At 60.3% G+C, this 19191-nt stretch carries 18 protein-coding genes and 1 pseudogene; 9 read left to right on the top strand and 10 right to left on the bottom strand.

Annotated features, from left to right (window positions below; translation table 11 throughout):
• Positions 1-45 precede the first annotated feature (45 nt).
• Positions 46-1347, top strand: coding sequence for an HAAAP family serine/threonine permease (locus OC71_RS23700; protein ID WP_041073974.1), 1302 nt, complete (start codon positions 46-48; stop codon positions 1345-1347).
• 295 nt (positions 1348-1642) lie between these two features.
• Complete coding sequence (locus OC71_RS23695) at positions 1643-1960, top strand: DUF3509 domain-containing protein (protein ID WP_041073973.1); 318 nt, start codon at positions 1643-1645, stop codon at positions 1958-1960.
• Here the strand turns inward: OC71_RS23695 and OC71_RS23690 are convergent.
• On the bottom strand, positions 1957-2457 hold the full coding sequence (locus OC71_RS23690) for a phosphate-starvation-inducible protein PsiE (RefSeq protein ID WP_003221775.1): 501 nt from the start codon (positions 2455-2457) through the stop codon (positions 1957-1959). The genes OC71_RS23695 and OC71_RS23690 overlap by 4 nt on opposite strands.
• Before the next feature lie 323 nt (positions 2458-2780).
• Entirely contained in the window at positions 2781-3500 is a 720-nt protein-coding gene (locus OC71_RS23685; RefSeq protein ID WP_041073972.1) for an autoinducer binding domain-containing protein, read from the bottom strand.
• Positions 3501-3655: 155 nt separating this feature from the next.
• Between OC71_RS23685 and OC71_RS23680 the strand changes: the two genes are divergently transcribed.
• The 5 genes and pseudogenes from OC71_RS23680 to OC71_RS23660 form a co-directional block, all read left to right on the top strand.
• Positions 3656-4210: an acyl-homoserine-lactone synthase gene (locus OC71_RS23680; RefSeq protein ID WP_041073971.1), complete on the top strand. Its 555-nt coding sequence runs from the start codon at positions 3656-3658 to the stop codon at positions 4208-4210.
• Between the two features lie 148 nt (positions 4211-4358).
• On the top strand, positions 4359-5594 hold the full coding sequence (locus OC71_RS23675; RefSeq protein WP_254616383.1) for an AfsA-related hotdog domain-containing protein: 1236 nt from the start codon (positions 4359-4361) through the stop codon (positions 5592-5594).
• Positions 5591-6739 carry an NADH:flavin oxidoreductase gene (locus OC71_RS23670; protein ID WP_041073969.1) on the top strand — a complete coding sequence of 383 codons (1149 nt, stop codon included), beginning with the start codon at positions 5591-5593 and terminating at the stop codon, positions 6737-6739. The genes OC71_RS23675 and OC71_RS23670 overlap by 4 nt, the downstream gene beginning before the upstream one ends.
• Positions 6740-6752: 13 nt before the next feature.
• Entirely contained in the window at positions 6753-7523 is a 771-nt protein-coding gene (locus tag OC71_RS23665; protein WP_041073968.1) for an SDR family NAD(P)-dependent oxidoreductase, read from the top strand.
• Between the two features lie 188 nt (positions 7524-7711).
• A pseudogene (locus tag OC71_RS23660) lies at positions 7712-7966 on the top strand (YebG family protein); the annotation flags it as partial.
• Between the two features lie 175 nt (positions 7967-8141).
• Here OC71_RS23660 and OC71_RS23655 read toward each other — a convergent pair.
• On the bottom strand, positions 8142-9161 hold the full coding sequence (locus tag OC71_RS23655) for a Glu/Leu/Phe/Val dehydrogenase dimerization domain-containing protein (RefSeq protein ID WP_041073966.1): 1020 nt from the start codon (positions 9159-9161) through the stop codon (positions 8142-8144).
• Between the two features lie 172 nt (positions 9162-9333).
• Between OC71_RS23655 and OC71_RS23650 the strand changes: the two genes are divergently transcribed.
• A complete protein-coding gene (locus tag OC71_RS23650) occupies positions 9334-10137 on the top strand; it encodes a SirB1 family protein (protein ID WP_041073965.1) in 804 nt (267 codons plus the stop codon).
• A 51-nt stretch (positions 10138-10188) separates the two neighbouring features.
• Here OC71_RS23650 and OC71_RS23645 read toward each other — a convergent pair whose 3' ends face one another.
• The 4 genes from OC71_RS23645 to hmgA form a co-directional block, all read right to left on the bottom strand.
• Complete coding sequence (locus OC71_RS23645) at positions 10189-11559, bottom strand: aromatic acid/H+ symport family MFS transporter (protein WP_041073964.1); 1371 nt, start codon at positions 11557-11559, stop codon at positions 10189-10191.
• Positions 11560-11705: 146 nt separating this feature from the next.
• A complete protein-coding gene (gene maiA, locus OC71_RS23640) occupies positions 11706-12341 on the bottom strand; it encodes a maleylacetoacetate isomerase (protein ID WP_041073963.1) in 636 nt (211 codons plus the stop codon).
• Positions 12342-12353: 12 nt separating this feature from the next.
• Positions 12354-13658, bottom strand: a complete 1305-nt coding sequence (fahA, locus tag OC71_RS23635) for a fumarylacetoacetase (RefSeq protein WP_041073962.1) — start codon at positions 13656-13658, stop codon at positions 12354-12356.
• 3 nt (positions 13659-13661) lie between these two features.
• Positions 13662-14966: a homogentisate 1,2-dioxygenase gene (hmgA, locus tag OC71_RS23630; protein WP_041073961.1), complete on the bottom strand. Its 1305-nt coding sequence runs from the start codon at positions 14964-14966 to the stop codon at positions 13662-13664.
• 165 nt (positions 14967-15131) lie between these two features.
• Here hmgA and OC71_RS23625 point away from each other — a divergent pair, with 165 nt between their 5' ends.
• Positions 15132-15926, top strand: coding sequence for an IclR family transcriptional regulator (locus OC71_RS23625; protein ID WP_041073960.1), 795 nt, complete (start codon positions 15132-15134; stop codon positions 15924-15926).
• Positions 15927-16281: 355 nt separating this feature from the next.
• Here the strand turns inward: OC71_RS23625 and OC71_RS23620 are convergent, their stop codons facing one another.
• From OC71_RS23620 to OC71_RS23610, 3 genes are all read right to left on the bottom strand, one after another.
• Positions 16282-17193, bottom strand: coding sequence for an SDR family oxidoreductase (locus tag OC71_RS23620; protein WP_041073959.1), 912 nt, complete (start codon positions 17191-17193; stop codon positions 16282-16284).
• Between the two features lie 200 nt (positions 17194-17393).
• On the bottom strand, positions 17394-18296 hold the full coding sequence (locus OC71_RS23615; protein WP_041073957.1) for an alpha/beta fold hydrolase: 903 nt from the start codon (positions 18294-18296) through the stop codon (positions 17394-17396).
• A complete protein-coding gene (locus OC71_RS23610) occupies positions 18296-19078 on the bottom strand; it encodes a class II aldolase/adducin family protein (protein ID WP_041073956.1) in 783 nt (260 codons plus the stop codon). Before OC71_RS23610 ends, OC71_RS23615 begins: the two co-directional genes overlap by 1 nt.
• Positions 19079-19191 lie beyond the last annotated feature (113 nt).

Raw genomic sequence — 19191 nt, 5'->3', positions numbered from 1 at the left:
CTGCCAACCGTGAGCCCGAGCAAAAATAATAACGAGGCAAAAACGATGACCGATGTACGTACACCTGCTGCCGAAAATCCCGCTGTAGATCGCACACGCAACACCGAAACTGCTCACAAGGGCTGGAGCAAATCCGACACCACCTGGATGCTAGGTCTGTATGGCACCGCCATCGGTGCCGGCACTTTGTTTCTGCCGATCAACGCCGGTGTCGGCGGTTTCTGGCCGTTGCTGATTCTGGCGCTGCTGGCCTTCCCGATGACCTTCTTCGCCCACCGAGGCCTGACCCGCTTCGTGCTGTCCGGGCGTTCCGGCGACATCACCGAAGTCGTCGAAGAACACTTCGGTATCGGCGCCGGCAAGCTGATTACACTGCTGTATTTCTTTGCGATTTTTCCGATCCTGCTGGTGTACAGCGTGGCGCTGACCAACACCCTGAGCAGTTTTCTCGAACACCAGTTGCACATCGCCCCGCCACCACGGGCAATCCTGTCGCTGGTGCTGATCCTCGGCCTGATGGCGATCGTGCGCTGCGGGCAGAACGTGATCGTCAAAGCCATGAGCGTGCTGGTCTATCCGTTCGTCGCCGCGCTGCTGTTGCTCGGCCTGAGCCTGATCCCCAACTGGAACGGCGCGTTCTTCGCCAGCGCCAAGGAAGCGATGCCGCTGTCGACGTTCCTCAAGACCCTGTGGCTGGCGATCCCGGTGATGGTGTTCTCGTTCAACCACTCGCCGATCATCTCCGCCTTCGCGGTTGACCAGAAGCAGCGCTACGGCGCCGAGGCCGAACGCAAGAGCAGCGGCATCCTCGCCATGGCCCACGGCATGATGGTGGTGACGGTGATGTTCTTCTGCTTCAGCTGCGTACTGGCGCTGTCGCCGGCCGATCTGGCAGCAGCGAAGGCGCAGAACATTTCGATCCTGTCGTACCTCGCCAACCACTTCCAGACCCCGGTCATCGCTTACGCCGCGCCGCTGATTGCGTTGGTGGCGATCACCAAATCCTTCCTCGGCCACTACATCGGCGCCAGCGAAGGCTTTCAGGGCATGATCGTCAAGAGTTTGCGGGGCCGTGGCAAGGTGATGTCGGCGAGCTGGCTGAACCGTGCGACCGCGCTGTTCATGATCCTCAGTTGCTGGGCCGTGGCCACCTTCAACCCGAGCATTCTGGGCATGATCGAAACCCTCGGCGGGCCGGTGATTGCCTGCCTGTTGTTCCTGATGCCGATGTACGCCATCCGCCGAGTGCCAGCCTTGCGCCAGTACTCGGGACAGGCCTCCAACGTGTTCGTGGTGCTGATCGGCCTGATTGCACTGTCGGCGATCATCTACTCGGTTCTGCCCTGAAACGGGCCATAAATGACGAAGGCGAGCCAGGGGCTCGCCTTTTTTACGCCGTATCCATTGTCCAACAATTTTCCCGGCACAGCCCTTGCAATTCCTATGTAGGAGCTGCCGCAGGCTGCGATCTTTTGATCTTTGTGACCGAAATCAAAACACTGAAGATCAAAAGATCGCAGCCTGCGGCAGCTTCTACATAAAGCAACAACACAGGCCACGGAATGGCCGATGGTCCGGTATGGCGAACCAACCCGATCACGGCCGGTCAACAACTGCACGTTCAATCAGGCGGTGACGCATCATGGACAACCCTTTTCAGATCATTACCGATGCCTTCGCGCCGGACTATCAGATCAACCTGAGCATTCAGGGGCTGGACGGCAGCATCATGCTGACCCTGTCCAACAGCGGCCGGATCGTGGCCAAACGGATGATCAGCGCCGAACAGCGCAACGACCCGGCACGGCTTAAGCGGCTGGTGCAAAGCATTCAATTCGGCATTGCCATCGAACAGGGCCACAGTGCCATGGCGATCCTCGAAGCGATGACCAGCGGCGACGGGCTGCCCCCGCCACCGCAGCAGAACAACGGCCAGCCTCGGCCGTCGATGGGACTTTAAAGCTCGCCCTTCTCGATCTCGGGGTGTTCACCGGAACCGGCGCCGAGTTTGCGTTGCGGTTTTTCGATCTTCACCGACGGGAATTGCGACGAGGCGTAGCGCACCACCAGAATCGAGAACGCCAGCAGCAGAATGCCGCCGCACAGGTAGATGATGCCCATGTCCGGCGGGTTGTGGTGCGAGACGTTGGAGATCAGCAGGCGGGTCAGCGCAGTGATCGCCACGTAGATCAGGAAGCGCACTGGCATGTGGTTGGTCTTGAAGTAAATCCCGACCATTGCGCCCAGTTCCAGATAGATGAACAGCAACAGAATGTCATCGATCTTGATGTGGCCTTCTTCGAGCATGCCGAGAAATTCCATCACCGCGGCCCACGCGGTCACCGCACCGATGGCGAACAGCGCCAGGTAGTGGAAGGTTTCGACAAACAGGTTGCCCAGAGACTCGGCCAGTTGATGCACGTTTTGCCGCAATTTCTCGGCCCAGTTGATTTTCACGATGATGTTCCTTAGCCCGATGCGAGCGGATGATGCCGGTTGGACGTGACGGTTTTCCGTATGCGCTGTGCGCCATGCAGAAACGAGGCCACGCATCATGGCGAGACGGCATGAAACCTGCGCCGTGGCGTTTGGTCGCACCGTTGAACAGACACCGTCGACAGGAATGATTGTGACGATCCAACTAAAGTTTCTTGATAAGTTCGTTACGCTGAAAAGGCATTAGCTTATAAATGAAATATTATTAACCGGGTCATTCTGTGAACTCGCGCACACTCCCCCGGTAATTCACCAGTTAGTTATCGAATAAATGACTCGTGTAATTATTTCCAGAGCAAGCCCATCAGCGAAGCTTTAACGGCCGCGGCGATTTTGTTTTGGCAACCGAGTTTCTTCAGGCAATGGTTTATATGGAAGTTTACGGTCCTTTTGCTGATGCCGAGGATCACCGAAACATCGTCCGATGACTTTCCGTCAGCGGTCCATTGCAGAATTTCCTTTTCCCTTTGCGACAGTTCTATCGGTACCGGGATTACCGAATCGGCGCCGCGCATTTGCAGGCGCGTCAGGCCCAGATGGGTGATCTGGGCCAGCCATGAAAGCTCTGCCTGCTTGGTTTCGAGTTCCAGTGCAGTGATCGCTTCGCTGCCCCGGGCAAACGTCACCAGCCCTTGAGTTTCGCTGTTCAGCAGCGTCTGCCCCCAACCTTCGCAGATTCCATGAGCATGCGCTTCCTGCCAGAATTCGGGCGCCTGAGCCTTGAGTTCAGAGTCCCACAGCACCGGTTTCACGCTGCGCATTGCGCGCATCACGTAAGGGTCGATGTCCAGGTAACGATTGGCGGAATAGGCAGCTTGCCAGGCCGGCGAATAGTTATTGGCGAGAAACAGGCAAGGTTTGGTGATGGGGAAAAGCCTGCGTGAACCATAGGCCACATAATCAAACTCCAACTGCCTGGCAACGGTCTTGATATTGTCGAACAACAACTCGACATCCGTTGCAGACATGGCGTTTTCCAACAGTTCAGCCTGCCAATACGACATAGAGAGTCCTTTCCCACAGTTATTGCTGTCGGCCTCTTGCCAACATGCCTAGCATATTTCCAAATGTTTCCGCTAGCTGTCAAGGGTGACAGGTAGTCTGCGAGCGCAGTGTGCACTTTAATCGCCACCCAACCAATCACTAAACGGAATCTGTGATGGATTACTTGTCAGGACGTTATGACCAGTTGACGACAGTAAAGCGTCAACGCTTGGCTCAATATCGCTATCAGGTCTTTGTCGAACGCCTCGGCTGGCAATTATCAACACCGGACGATTTCGAGTTTGATCAGTTCGACCACAGCGGCACCCATTACATCGTTGCGCAAGAAGAAGACGGCAACATCAAAGGTTGCGCACGCCTGTTGCCGACCACCCAGCCGTATTTGCTGAGTGAGGTGTTCACCGCGTTGCTCGGTGACCAGCCTGCACCGTGCGGCGATGACATCTGGGAGCTGTCGCGCTTCACCTCACTGGACCTCGATGCCGAGGGCGGCAAAAACGAACAAGTGATGTCCGACGAAAATACCGTCGGCCTGTTCATGGCCACGCTCGAGTACGCCCGAACCTGCGGCGTTTCACATCTGGTGTCGGTGTCCCCGATTGCCATCGGCCGCCTGCTCAAACGCGGCGGCATTGACTACAAATGGCTGGCGCCGCCACAGGTCCTGGACAACCGAACCCTCGGCGCCTGCTACATCACGGTGCAGTAAAACTGCCCGACACGCGATAACAAAAAACACATCAACTGAAGCTGCCGACACGCGTCGAGCAGCACCTTTCGGTGTGGGTCGATTTCACGCCATGGATAGCAACTGCCTTACAACCAACGTTCAACACTGAGGGATGATCATGATCGACATGCACAGGAAAGTTGCCAAAGACATCGTCCACAAGGGCCACGACGACGATGTGCTGATTTACGACGCTCACCACTTGCTGCCGGCCTGGTTGCCTGCCGCCATCGTGCAACGGGCGAACCTTGATCCGATGGATCTGGAGGTTATCAATCAGGCCTATCGGCTGGACAGCGAGCGTCTGGTGCTGCGTTCACTGCCAACCATCATCGACCTGCAGGCGCTCGAACAGGCGGGCCTGTCGGACTGTCTGCCGGAGCTGCTGACGAATTACGAAAAGACCACCGACCACCTGATCCTCAGCGGCGTCTGGGTGCTGGAAAGCACCGAAGCCAAACTGGCTCGACTGCCCGGTTGCGACAACGGCCTGAGCCTCGATCAGCGCCGGCAGGTGCATGATGTCCTGAAAAACCTGGACGGCTGCCCGCAGCAGGGTCTGCTGTATTTCACCCTGTTCAACGACACCGCCAATTACTTTTTCTACCGCAAGCACCACGAGCACGTGCCGGGCCTGATGCTGATCGAAGCGGCACGCCAAGCGATGTATGCACAGTTCTACGAGCACAGCGGTTACGCCCGCGGCGAGGTGTCGATTTCCATCGTTGATCTGCTGTCGAGTTTTCCCCGGTACACCGAGTCTTCGTTTCAGGTGGATGTGCTGGTCGGCGACTACGAGGGCATGGCGCAGCCACGGGCGCGCAAGGTCGACAAGCGTGCGCGATTCTTCCAGCGCGGCGAACTGGTGGCCGACATTCGCCTGCATGGCGAAGTGATCAAGATGCCGGTGTTCAAGCGCATGCGGAATATCAACATCGACCCGGCCTGCTGGTTCCGCCCGCTCAAGGGCATACGCCATGAAGTGCTGGTGCGCCTGGATTCCGGGCGTCACCTCTCCGCCCGTCTGGAGCTGCTGTCGATGGCCGGGCTGCAAGTGCAATGCGACAGCCCGCTTGACGCCCCCGAGCGCGGACACGTCTACCTGTACCTGGAAAACGAAGGGATGATCAGCCTGCCGCTGCAATCGCTGCACGCCAGCGACGCGACAAAGGCCGGCACGCTCAAACTGCACCTGGCAGAGCTGGATTCGCCGTTGCGCTTCAAGTGGCGCGAGGTGCTCAAACAATTCGCTTACTTCTCCCACGAAGAAACCGCCCCGGCCCCGGCGCCCGCTCTCGGACAACCGGTGTGGATGACCTTCGATCAGACCACCGCAATGCCCGAACACAGGAAGGAAGCATGATGACGCGCTATCCCCACGTGCTGGAGCCGCTGCGGCTGGCCGGCGGGCTGGAGTTGCGCAATCGGCTGTTCTTCGCGTCGATGGGCGTGGACCTGGCTGACCACAGCGGGTGCGTGACGCCAGCCATGATCGAGTTTTATCAGGGCATCATGGAGGGCGGCTGCTCCATGGCGTTTCTGTGCAACGCCACGGTCTCGCCGCAGTCGCGTCTACAGAGCACCGGGCTCGGCCTGTTCGAAGCGCATCACGGCGAATCGCTCAGGGCGATGTTCGCCATGGCCGAGCAGGTCAACACGCCAGTGGGTGTGCAACTGCAGCATTACGGCGGCCAGGGCACCACCACGCACACCGGGGTTGCCGTGCTGACCCCAAGCGGCGTGCCCTGCCCGCGCGTGTCGAAACTTGATCCGGATTATCGCGTGCGGATCATGGACGAAACCGACATCGCCCTGGTGATCGAGCAGTTCGCCCACTCCGCCTGGCTGGCTTGGACCAACGGCGCACGCCTGGTGCAGTTGCAGGCGTCCAACGGCTACCTGCTGAGCAGCTTTCTTTCACCGCACACCAACAAGCGCACCGACCGCTATGGCGGCAGCGAAGAGAACCGCGCGCGGCTGTTGCTTGACGTGGTCAGGGCCATTCGCGAGCGTACCCAGGGCCAATTGATCGTCACCATTCGTCTGGGCATCGACGATCGTCTGGGCGCTGAAGGGCTGCAATATCCGGACATCAAGGAAACCGTTCAAGCGCTCTGTCAGGCCGGCGTTGCCGCGCTGGAATGTTCGATGTGCATGGGCGCGACTTTCGGCCAGTTGATCGTGCACTCCGAGACCATGGACGCATACCTGCAAGCCGGCGTGCGGGCGATCAAGTCGGTGTCGACAGTGCCGGTGGGTTACGCCGGTTTCATCGACGGTCTGGACAAGGCCGAGCAGTTACTGGCCGACGGCGTATGCGATTGGGTGGGCATGTCGCGGGCGCTGTTTGCCGACAACGACCTGATCAATAAAACCCTGCAGGGCCGCTCCGCCGACATCCACAAATGTCGATGGGACAGCCAGTGCTTCAGCGACAAGAGCAATCCGCGACTGGATCGGGTGTATTGCTGCGTGAACCCGAAATATTTACGCCCCGCGTTGGCATAAGGAGATGCGACATATGTACGATTTTCTGGGAAAAGTATGCCTGGTCACCGGCGGCACCAGCGGCATTGGCGAGACCGTCAGCGAACGCCTGATCAAGGCCGGCGCCGATGTGATCGTGTTCGGCCGAGACGAAGAAAAAGGCGCAGCGCTGGCCGATCGGCTGGGTGAACACTGCCGCTTCATCGCCTGCGATGTCGGTGACCCGGCGCAGGTCGAGCAGGCGTTCGCGAGCATTCGTTCGGCCTACGGCCGCCTCGACTGCGCGTTCAACAATGCCGGCGTGACCGCCAAGTACGCAGCGCTCGCGCAATCGTGCCCGGATGACTGGATGAAGGTGATGAACATCAACGTCAACGGCACTTACCACTGCATGCGTCATGAACTGCAACTGATGCTCGACCGCGGCACCGGGGCCATCGTCAATACCTCGTCCTGCGCCGGCGTGGTACCGATTGGCGGCCAGGTGGCCTATGTCGCCAGCAAGCAGGCGATCAATGGCATGACCCAGGTGGCGTCGATCGAGAATGCGCGGCTGGAAGACGGCGGCTGCATTCGCGTCAATGCCGTCGCCCCCGGGCCGATCCTTGGCGGCATGAACAGCGAGGCACGCCTGAAAGCCGCACCGGAAAATACCCAGCGCAAAATCAACGTGACGTCGATGAAGCGCTTCGGCACGGCGGACGAAGTGGCCAACGCGGTGCTCTGGCTGCTCAGCGATCAGTCTGCTTACGTCACGGGTGTGATCATGCCCATCGATGGGGGTTACGCCAGCGGCAAGTTCTGAAATCAAATAAACCAACGACCCGCCGTGTGCGGGTCGTTTTGTTTGAGGGGCGTAAATCAGGAAAATCGCCGAATCCGGTCTACATTGAAAAGCCACTACCCAAAGCGCAGGGATTCGCTTATCCTTTCGCTGTATATAAATACAGTAGTCGCTAAGACAACTAAATGTGAAGGCATGTGAGGTGGTGAATGGCCGTCGAAGTGGTATACCGCAGCAGCCGAGATCTGGAGCGCTTGTTCATGGATAAAGCCGAAGCTGACCGTCATGACAAAATGCTCGAACTGGCCGAGATGCTGTCCGAAGTGTTGCAAAAAGCCGTGCCGTCGCTGAACGAGCAACAGGTTGAAGAAGTCGGGATCTACATGGCGAAGAACCGCGATGTGTTCGCCAAGGCGTTCAAGAGCCAGCCTGATGCGCTGTCGGAGCTGATCAATGCACCGGCAGACGTCGTTGAAAAAGCCGAAACGGCCGAGCCGGAAGAGGCTCCCGTGAAGCCGGTCAAAGCGGCGAAAGCTGCCAAATAACAACGTTTGAATCGAAAAGATCGCAGCCTGCGGCAGCTCCTAAAGGAAACATATTCCACTGTAGGAGCTGCCGCAGGCTGCGATCTTTTGCTTTTCAGCGATACAGGACTTTCTCCGCCAACTCATCCGCCACCCGCGCCGGCGAGCGTTTCTCGGCCTGCGCATGGGCAAACACTTCGGTCAGTCGCGAGGAAATCTTCGACAGATGCGCAGTGATCGTCCCCAGCTCTTCACCGCGATGCTTGAGCGAAACATAAATCAACCCGCCCGCGTTGATCACGTAATCCGGCGCATACAGAATCCCCCGACGCTCCAGTTGATCGGCCACGTCCAGATGCGTCAGTTGATTGTTCGCCGAACCCGCCACCGCCGAGCAACGCAGTTGCGTCACTGTGTGACTGTTGAGTACCCCGCCGAGGCCACACGGCGCAAGGATGTCGCACGGTGTGCTGAGCAACGCATCGTTGGCGATCGGATGCGCGTTGAGTTGCTCCATCGCCAGTTGCACCTTGCCGTGATCGATGTCGCTGACCAGCAATTCGGCGCCCGCCGCATGCAGTTGTTCCGCCAGTGCATAACCCACATTCCCCAGCCCCTGAATCGCTATGCGCAATCCTTCGAGATTGTCGCTGCCCAGCCGCGCCATGGCGGTGGCGCGAATTCCGGTGAACACCCCCATCGCCGCGTGCGGTGCCGGGTCACCGGCCGAGGTGGTGCTGGTGACATGCCGGGTCTGCTGGGCGATGCAATCCATGTCCGCCACCGACGTGCCGCTGTCGATGGCGGTGATGTAGCGACCGTCGAGCTGCTCGATGCAGCGCCCGAAAGCCTCGAACAGCGCACCGCGGTTTTCCACATGCGCCGGGCGTACGATCACTGCCACCCCGCCGCCCTGGGCCAGTCCGGCCAGCGCCGCTTTGTAGCTCATGCCCTGCGCGAGGCGAATGGCGTCCTCGACTGCGGATTCGTCGTTGGGATAGGCAAGATAACGGCAACCGCCCAGGGCAGGCCCGAGGCGACTGTTATGAATGGCAATGACCGCCTTCAACCCGGTGACCGAGTCAACGCTGAGGTGCAGCGATTCCAGGCGAGTGCTTTGCATGAGAGCGAACATCGGCAGGCTCCCGAATCACTTCTGGTAGTCGCCAGTATAGGCTTGCGCCCAAAAATTGCTGAAGCGCACCGGAATAAGCGTCGGCGCCGACGGCGACTTTGCGGCATAACCCGGCCGGTACTGGACGAATGGCACGGACGGGGCTAAAACGAGGCATGCCCCGGAGATTTCGATGAGTCCGCGCCAACGTTTTTTCGAGTGTCTGCACCGTTCACCGCCCGCACTGTTCGAAGCGGCGCTGTGGATGGCTGCCGAGCACGAAAAAGGCCTGGATGTCGAAGCACTGCAACAGGACTTCAAGGAGCTGCAACAGCGCGTCAGCTACGGCTTGCCGATGCTGCCAGTCAGCGAACTGGCGCAACCGTTGCTGCGGCGGATGAATGATCTGGGCTTTTCTCAGGACGATTTTCTGCCGCTGCGCCCACAGGTCGCGTTGTTGCACAAAGTGTTGCAGACCCGTCGCGGCCAGCCACTGAGCCTGTCCCTGATAGCCCTGGAACTGGCGCGCAGCCTGGAAATTCCGCTGGTCGGCGTGAACTTTCCCGGGCATTTCCTGCTGCGGGTGCCCGGCGCTGATCACTTGCTGGATCCCTGCGGCGGCCGGCGGCTCTACCCGAATGATTGTCGCGAGTTGTTGCAGCGTCAGTACGGCGCGCACATGAAACTCAACGCCGAGCATCTATTGGTCGCCACCCCGATCCAAATGCTGCAGCGCCTGTCACGCAACCTGCGCCAGTTGCATCTGGCGCACGAGGATTACATCGCTGCGTTGATCGATGCCGAACGCGTGCTGGAACTGGGCGGTGCCAGCGCTGCCGATTATCTGGCCCGCGCCAGCCTGTATCAGCGCCTCGACTGCCCGAACGCCGAGCGTTTCGACCTGGAGCATGCGTTGCTGCTCAGCGACGATCCGATCCAGCGCCTGCGCCTGACCGAACGGCTCGGGCACCTGCCTCCGAATTCCGTGGTCCACTAATCCCTGTGTGGGAGCGAGCCTGCTCGCGAAGCAGGCGCCTCGGTTTATCCTTTAGACCGCGTTATCGTTCTTCGCGAGCAAGCTCGCCCCTACATTGGATTGCGGGATATCTGAGGGCGAACGCACCTGGATGATCAGCATTGCCGCAATAACCGCCGGAATCGCGCAGAAGAAGAAAATCTGCGCCACCGGAATGTGCATCGCCAGCAGCAGGCTGCCAAACAGCGGCCCGAGGATCGAACCGAAGCGCCCTACGCCCAGCGCCCAGCCAGTGCCCGTGGCGCGCACCTGCGCCGGATAGAAGTTACTGGCGAAGGCGTTCAACGTCAGTTGCCCACCAATGATGCAAAACCCGGCAGCAAACACGCAGGCCACCAGATAGCGCGGATTGTCGTGATTCAGGCCCAGCAGAACCGTGCACACAGCCGCCCCAGCCAACACCGCGCAGAGCAGCCGCACCTTGCGCTTGAGCCGGTCGGCAAACCACGCCATGCACACCGCGCCCAAGGTGCCGGCGAACAGGAACATCGAGGTCACCAGGTTGGCTTCATTGAGTTGCAGACCGCTTTCGAGCAACAGCGTCGGCAGCCAGCTGATCATGAAATACAGCAGAATCAGGCTGACAAAAAACGTCGCCCAGATCAGCAGGGTCGGTCGTGCATAACCGTTGCGGAACAGCTCGACCACGGTCAGTTTGCTGCCCTGCTCGCGCTCGTTCTGCTCGATCGAGGCGGCCGGTGGCTGCCAGTCCGGCAGCATTCGCGCGGTGACTTGGCGCAAACGCGCATAAGGCGGTGCGTCACGCAGCAGACGCGGCAGCGATTCCGGGAGCATCCACCACAGGAACGGGAACAGCAGCAACGGCGTGACACCACCAGCGAGGAACACCGCTTGCCAGCCAAAGCGATCAATAAAGCCCGCCGCAACGAAACCACCCGCCGCACCGCCAAACGAAAACCCACAAGCGGCCAGCGTGACCATCAAGGTGCGCAGACGCGGCGGTGAATATTCCGACATCAACGCCATCGCACTGGGCATCGCTCCGCCCATGCCGATGCCGCAGATAAAGCGCGCGATCATCAGGGTATTCAGGGAATCGGCGAACACCATCAACACCGTGAGGGTGGCGTAGATCAGCACGCACGCCAGCAGAATTCGCCGCACGCCGAAGCGGTCGGCCAGCGGCGTCACCGCGAGCGAACCAAGGGTCAGGCCCAACAGGTTGGCACTGAAAACCGGCCCGAAGGCGGCTTTCTCCAGGCCCCAGTCCTGCGCCAGGGCCGGCACCACATAACCGAGCACCTGGGCGTCATAGCCGTCGGTGACCAGCAACAAGGCGAGCAGGATCAAGAGCAACCACTGATAGCGGGACACAGGACGGGCGTCGAGTGCCGCCCGGAAGCTGGCAATCTGGTTGTGCATCGCAAGGTACCTGTTTTGTTTTTATGATTTTTTAGGGGCAACACGGACCTCCTGTGGGAGCGAGCCTGCTCGCGAAAGCGGTGTGCCAGCTAAAAGAATGTCTGCTGATACGACCTCTTCGCGAGCAGGCTCGCTCCCACAGGGTCTTACGGTGTATCGGGCTGGTTGGCCGGATGCGCCTTGATGAACGCCGGATGCTCAGCCGCCAACGCGGCTACGCGACAAATCCGTGGATAAGCCTGCAGCGAAACACCGAAGCGCTCCGCCGCGTACAACTGTGGAATCAGATAAACGTCCGCCACACACGGCCACTCGCCGAAACAGAAACCGCTGTCGCCGATCAACTGCTCGACGGTCGCCAGCCCTTGACTGATCCAGTGCGCAATCCATTCCACCACCTGCGGCTCTTCGTGGCCCAGCTGGCGCAGACGATTGAGCACGCTGACGTTGTGCAGCGGATGCACGTCGCAGCCAATCACCGCCGCGACGCCACGCACATGGGCGCGGGCGGCGAGATCTTCCGGCAGCAGCGGCTGCTGTGGATAACGCTCTTCCAGGTACTCGATGATCGCCGGCGACTGAATCAGCAACTCGCCGTCATCAGTACGCAAAGCCGGCACCCGGCCCTGCGGATTGATCGCCAGATACGCCGCCTGCCGATGCTCGCCCCCGGACGGCGCAATCAGATTGACCGGTAGCGCGTTGTAGTCGAGCCCCTTCAGCGCCAGAGCGATACGCACCCGGTACGACGAGGTGGAACGGTAATAGGTGTAGAGATCCATGAGCCGCTCCTGTCAGCGCGCCGCCAGCACTGTGCCGCGGCATTCGCCGAAGCCGATCGAGGCAAAACCCTCTCGGGCGCAACGCGCGCGCAGGATGATTTCGTCACCGTCTTCGAGGAATTTTCGCACTTCGCCGGACGCCAGTTCGATCGGCTTTTTACCGCCCTCGGTGATTTCCAGCAGGCTGCCGAACTGACCGTTTTCCGGACCGGACAAAGTGCCCGAACCGAACAGGTCACCGGCCTGCAACTGGCAACCGTTGACGCTGTGATGCGCGACCATTTGTGCGACGGTCCAGTACATGTAGCGCGTGTTGCTCAGGGTCAGGCGATGGGCCGGCAGATTCTGCTCGCGCATGGCTTCGGTGAGCAGCAGCACTTCCAGTTCGATGTCAAAGGCACCGGCCTCCTGATCGCGCTTGTCGAACAGGTAAGGCAGCGGCTGCGGATCACCTTCAGGGCGCGCAGGTTGTGCCATACGGAACGGCTCCAGCGCTTCGGCCGTCACCACCCATGGTGAGACGCTGGTGATAAAACTCTTGGACAGGAACGGGCCCAGCGGCTGGTATTCCCAGGCCTGGATATCGCGGGCCGACCAGTCGTTGAGCAGGCAGAAACCGGCGATGTGCTCGGCGGCGTCACCAATCGCAATCGGCTCGCCCATGTCGTTGCCCTGACCGATCCAGATGCCCAGCTCCAGCTCGTAGTCCAGTCGGGCGCAAGGGCCGAAGGTCGGCTCGCTGGCACCGGCCGGCAGGGTCTGGCCTTTCGGGCGGCGCACGTCGGTGCCGGAGGCGCGCACGGTGGAGGCGCGACCGTGATAACCGATCGGCACATGCTTGTAGTTCGGCAACAACGGGTTGTCCGGGCGGAACAGTTTGCCGACGTTTTGCGCGTGTTCGATGCCGACGTAGAAGTCGGTGTAATCGCTGATGCGTGCCGGCAGGTGCATTTGGCAATCGGCAGCCAAGGGCAGCAGTTTTGCGCCTTGGGCTTCGATGGCGCCGCGATGGCTGCTGCCCTCGCTGAACAGTTCCAGCAAGCGCGTACGCAAGGCGACACGGGCTTCGCGACCGAGGTCGAAGAAGGCGTTCAACAGGCCGCCGTGCATGGCCTCGACCGCACTGCGCGCGGCGCCGTCAAACAGACCGGCTTCAAGCGCCACTTGCAGATCGAAAATGTGTTCGCCAATCGCCACGCCCGCGCGCGGCGCCGAGCCGTTGATGCTGAATACGCCCAGCGGCAGGTTCTGCAACGGGAAATCCGCGTGGCCGTTGGCCGAAGCGACCCAGCTGCGGGTGATCGAATTCTGCGTCATGGGTTATCTCCGGGTCGGGTCGAACGTGGCGGGCAGCGTGGCCCAGCAGGCGTCGTAATTGGATTGCAGTTGCGGGCAGTCGAGGGCGAAGCGGCTTGGACGCAGCACCTGACTGGTCTCGAACATAAAGGCCATGGTGTTGTCGATCTTCGTCGGCTTGAGCTCGGCGTTGATTGCTTTGGTGCAGGTTTCGCCGTCCGGGCCGTGGGCGCTCATGCAGCTGTGCAGGGATGCACCGCCGGGCACGAAGCCTTCAGCCTTGGCGTCGTATTCGCCGTGGATCAGGCCCATGAATTCGTTCATCAGGTTGCGATGGAACCATGGTGGACGGAAGGTGTTCTCGGCGACCATCCAGCGTGGCGGGAAGATCACGAAGTCGAGGTTGGCCATGCCATGCACGCTGGTCGGCGAGGTCAGCACAGTGAAAATCGACGGATCAGGATGATCGAAACTCACGGTGCCAATGGTGTTGAAACGGCGCAGATCGTATTTGTACGGCACGTTGTTGCCGTGCCAGGCGACCACGTTCAGCGGCGAATGATCGAGTTGGGTGCCCCACAACTGGCCGAGGAATTTCTGCACCAGCGTCGTCGGCTGCTGCAGGTTTTCGTAGGCAGCGACCGGCGCGAGGAAGTCCCGTGGATTGGCCAGACCGTTGCTGCCGATCGGCCCCAGATCCGGCAGGCGCAGCGGCGCGCCGTGGTTCTCGGCAACGTAACCGCGCGCCTGCGGATCAAGCAGTTCGACGCGGAATTTCAGACCGCGTGGCAACACGGCGATTTCCAGCGGCGCGACGTCGAGCACACCGAGCTCGGTGGCAATGCGCAGTCGCCCGAGTTGCGGCACCAGCAGCAGCTCGCCGTCGGCGTTGTAGAACACCCGCTCCATCGAGCGGTTGGCGCAATAGTTATAGATGCTGATGCCGGCAGGCTTCTCCGCCGCCGAGTTGGCGACCATGCCAATCAGGCCGTCGATGAAGTCGGTTGGCTCGGCGGGCATCTGCAGGGGATTCCAGCGCAGACGATTCGGGGTTACGTCACCCAGCGGGCCGCCGGCCAGTTGCCGCTCCAGTTTGACGAACGCCGGGTGATTGGCCGACGGTTGAATCCGGTACAGCCACGTACGCCGGGCTTCACTGCGGGTCATGGTGAACGCCGTGCCGGAGAGCAATTCGGTGTAGAGGCCGTAGGGCGCTTTTTGCGGGGAGTTCTGGCCGATGGGCAAGGCGCCGGGCAACGCTTCACTGCTGAATTCGTTGCCGAAACCGGACTGGTACGCCAGCGCCGACGCGTTTGAATCGAGGTTCATGGAGCCTCCTGAACAGGGAGTCGGCAGTGGCCCATCGCTCTGGCTCAGAGGTTTGCGCACGCCGGGGTTGTTATTATCGTAATTCGATTACGCATAACGTAATTTGCTCGCTATCCAGCGTCAAGCTATAAAGACGCCCATTCGTTTTCGGATCCCGGCCGCACCATGGAAAAAACCAGCGACAGCAACGGCAAACAGAAAGTCCGCTCCGCCGAGGTCGGCACCGACATCCTCAAGGCGTTGGCCGAGTTATCGCCCTCCACCTCACTGTCGCGTCTGGCCGAACATGTGCAGATGCCGGCCAGCAAGGTGCACCGTTATCTTCAGGCTCTGATCGCCAGTGGTTTCGCCGAGCAGAACGCCGCCACCAACCATTACGGACTCGGCCGTGAAGCGTTGCGCGTGGGCCTGGCAGCCCTGAACAGTATGGACGTGCTGAAAGTCGCCGCCCTGCCGCTGTCCGAGTTGCGCGATGAACTGAATGAAACCTGCTTTCTGGCGGTGTGGGGCAATCAGGGCGCGACCGTGGTGCACATCGAGCCGGCAGTGCGCGCGGTGACGGTGGTCACGCAATTGGGTTCGGTATTGCCGCTGCTCAGTTCATCCACTGGCCTGGTGTTCAGTGCCTATCTGCCGCATCGCGAAACCGATGAACTGCGCGTACTGGAAACCGCCATCGCCGACCATCCGCTGGCCGATGAAAAAAACTACGCCAGCCTGTGTGAACAGATCCGCGAACGCGGCTTGCATCATGTGCACGGTTTGTTGATGCCGGGCGTGGATGCGTTGTCGGCGCCAGTGTTCAACGCCGTCGGGCAGATCGCAGCGGTACTGACGATTGTCGGCCCGACTTCATTGTTCCACGCGGATGAAAACGGCCCGGCCGCCCGGCGATTGCTGGCGGCGGCACGCGCCGTCAGTTGGCGCATGGGCTATCAGGCCGACGACCTGCGCCCTTGAAACAACAGCCACAATCCCTTCAGTGAACCAATAGCGTAGCCGGACACGACTGTTGCATGCCCCGTAACAGTGCATGTCCGGAATCGCTCTGTTTCCTTCGATCTCAAGTGCTTATTCTGAGCGGGCTTTCACGGCACACGCCGCAAAGCAACCAGCCTTGGCTGCCGAGCAACTCGCGCCAGCGCTGACCGATTTCAGATGAATCGATGCTTCGATTGATCGCCCCGGTGTTCACTGACGTTGATTTGTAGCTCCTTGATCCAACGTCTTACCTTGGCCGCTGCGTTTGCAGCGGCCTTTTTTATGGGCGAGATTCATGCCGGTGGGACAGGTCGCTTGACGGTCATGGCAGATGTCAAAGCGAATACTTCTGCAGATTCGCCATCATTTCCTTCAGCGCTTCAATGTTGTCCTTGGGATGCGCCGCCCCTTCGAAATCGCAGATCTGCTGCCAATGCGCCGCGACGTCTTGCGGGGAGAAACCGCTGCGTGGATCGAATCCGGCGCCGAGGCTGCGCTCCCAGCGCACTTTGCCCATCCAGCCACCACCGACTTCAAACAGACCGGACGTTTCCTGGCACTGCTCACCGGCCAGGTACACCACCAGCGGACTGACCAGTTCCGGTTTCAGCTGTTCGAACACTTGTGGCGGGATCAGCCCCTCGGTCATGCGCGTACCGCCAGTGGGCGCGATGGCGTTGACCAGAATGTTGTTCTTGCGCCCTTCGATGGCCAGGGTACGGGTCAATCCGTAGAGGCCGAGTTTGGCCATACCGTAGTTGGACTGACCGAAGTTGCCGTAGATGCCCGAAGTGGATGCGGTAAAGATCACCCGGCCGTAGTTTTGCTCGCGCAGGTGCGGCCAGGCGGCGCGGGTGACTTTGTAGGCGCCTTCGACGTGAACGCGATAGACCAGATCCCAGTCGGCGTCGTCCATTTTGTGAAAGGTCTTGTCGCGCAGGATCCCGGCGTTGTTCACCACCACGTCGACACGGCCAAAGGCGTCGAGGGCGTTCTGCACCAGTTTGTCGCCGTCGGTGACCGAGTCGTGGTTGGCCTCGGCAATGCCGCCGGCTTCGCGAATTTCCGCCACCACACGGTCGGCGGCGGAGGCATTGGCGCCCTCGCCCTGGGTCGAGCCGCCGAGGTCGTTGACCAGCACTCTGGCGCCGTGCCGGGCGAACAGCAAAGCATGCGCCCGGCCCAGGCCACCACCGGCTCCGGTGACGATCACGACTTTATCTTCGAAACGTACGGACTCATTCATCGCAGGAACTCCAGCAGGCCAGTATTGAGTCCGAGTGTCAGGCACAGGGCTTTGGGTCACAACAAATACGGTTGAGGCTGAATGGTGCGCGATAACGGTGGGGGATGATGAGGGCGTCAAAAGATCAAAAGATCGCAGCCTGCGGCAGCTCCTGCATTAATTTGTGCAGGAGCTGCCGCAGGCTGCGATCTTTTGATCTCTCAGGAGCACGCGACCTTGCGCGGCGGCAACTCCAGGCGGTCACGAAACGCCAGATAATGTTTGAGCACCTGCACCGGCGCCTCGATCTGTGGATAGTGGCCGATGCCCGGCAACAACACTGTGTCGGCGCCCGCGATCAACTGGCGGTAACGCTCGACCATGTGCGCACCCGAGACCGGATCGACTTCGCCATCGATCACCCGCAACGGGATGTCATCACGCTGCATGGCCGCTACCCAGCGGTCGCGTTGCGCTCGGCGCTCGGGGATGTAGCCAATCAGTTTGTGCAGGATGCGCGGACCGCGGTGGGTCTCGATCAGGCTCCAGAAATCATCCAGTTCGCTTTCGCTGGGGCCGGTTTGCGGGCCGAAAATCTGCCGAAAGCTTTTCACCAATGCATCACGGCTGAAGGCCCGGCCAATCATCCAGCCCAAAGGGCTGAGCAGCAACTTTTGCATCAGCACCGGGCGATGGGTTTCCGGGAACAGCCCGCCGTTGAGGAACACGCAACTGGCGACGGCGAGCTGGTTTTCGTAATGCCGCGCGAGCAATTCCTGGGCGACGCTGTCGCCGTAATCGTGAGCCAGAATATGCAGAGGTTGCTCGACCTGCAGATGGGCCAGCAGCGCCTGTTGCAAATCGGCCTGTTCCAGCAGGCTGTAGCTGTGATGCAACGGTTTGGCCGAATCACCGAAACCGAGCATGTCACAGGCGATCACCCGATAGCGCTGGGCCAGCGGCTGCCACAGGTAATGCCAGTCCCAACTGGCCGTCGGAAAGCCATGGATCAGCAACAGCGGCTCACCCTGCCCCGCCGTCCAGTAACGGATCGACTGGCCGCGAAAGACAAATGTCCGGCTACGTTTGCGCCAGACACACAGAGGAATCTCGGCAAGAGGCATCAGAGTTTATATCCGGGGTCTTGTTTATCGAGTTTGCGCAGCAATGCCGGCCAAGCCAGCGCGCCGCCCATGCCTTGAGCACTCTTGGTGACGCCGGCGATCATCGCCTTGGCGCCCGCGAGGATCTGCGGTTCGATGGCGATCAGTTCAGCAGCGCCGGTCTGCGCCATGACCTGAATGTCGCAGGCACGCTGGAAAGTGAACATCATCAGAAAGGTGTCGGCGATGGTAGCGCCGCAGGTCAGCAACCCGTGGTTGTGCAGCATCAGGAAATTGTTCTCGCCCAGGTCGGCCTGCAAGCGCGCTTTCTCTTCGTGATTCAGCGCCACGCCTTCGTAGCCGTGATAGGCCAGGCTCGACAACACGAACAGCGACTGCTGGCTGATCGGCAACACGCCCTGCTTCTGCGCTGAAACGGCCACGCCGGACGCAGTGTGCGTGTGCAGTACACACACCACGTCGTGCCGCACTTCGTGCACGGCGCTGTGGATGGTGTAACCGGCGGGATTGATTTCGTAGGGACTGTCCATGAGCTTGTTGCCGGCCTGGTCGACTTTGATCAGGCTGGACGCGGTGATCTCATGAAACATCAACCCGAACGGATTGATCAGGAAGTCTTCGGTGCCCGGGACCTTGGCGGAAATGTGGGTGAAGATCAGGTCGTCCCAGCCATGCAGGGCGACCAGTCGATAACAGGCGGCGAGATCGACCCGGGTCTGCCACTCCGCAGCACTGACCTGGTCTTTGACATTAACGGGCGACTGGACGGGGGCTACGCTCACTGTATGCACCTCTGCGTTCTTATTGTTTTGCACGTGTCAGCAGTCTAGTCAGCTCCCGGGACTCACGTAGTTGCATTGCCAGCCAGCTTGATGACTGAGCGGGTCAGCCATGC

It is taken from the genome of Pseudomonas sp. W15Feb9B (assembly GCF_000828175.1).
Lineage (GTDB): Bacteria > Pseudomonadota > Gammaproteobacteria > Pseudomonadales > Pseudomonadaceae > Aquipseudomonas > Aquipseudomonas parakoreensis.
The sequence above is the reverse complement of the archived record's forward strand: the minus strand, read 5'-3'. Positions and strand labels throughout refer to the sequence as shown.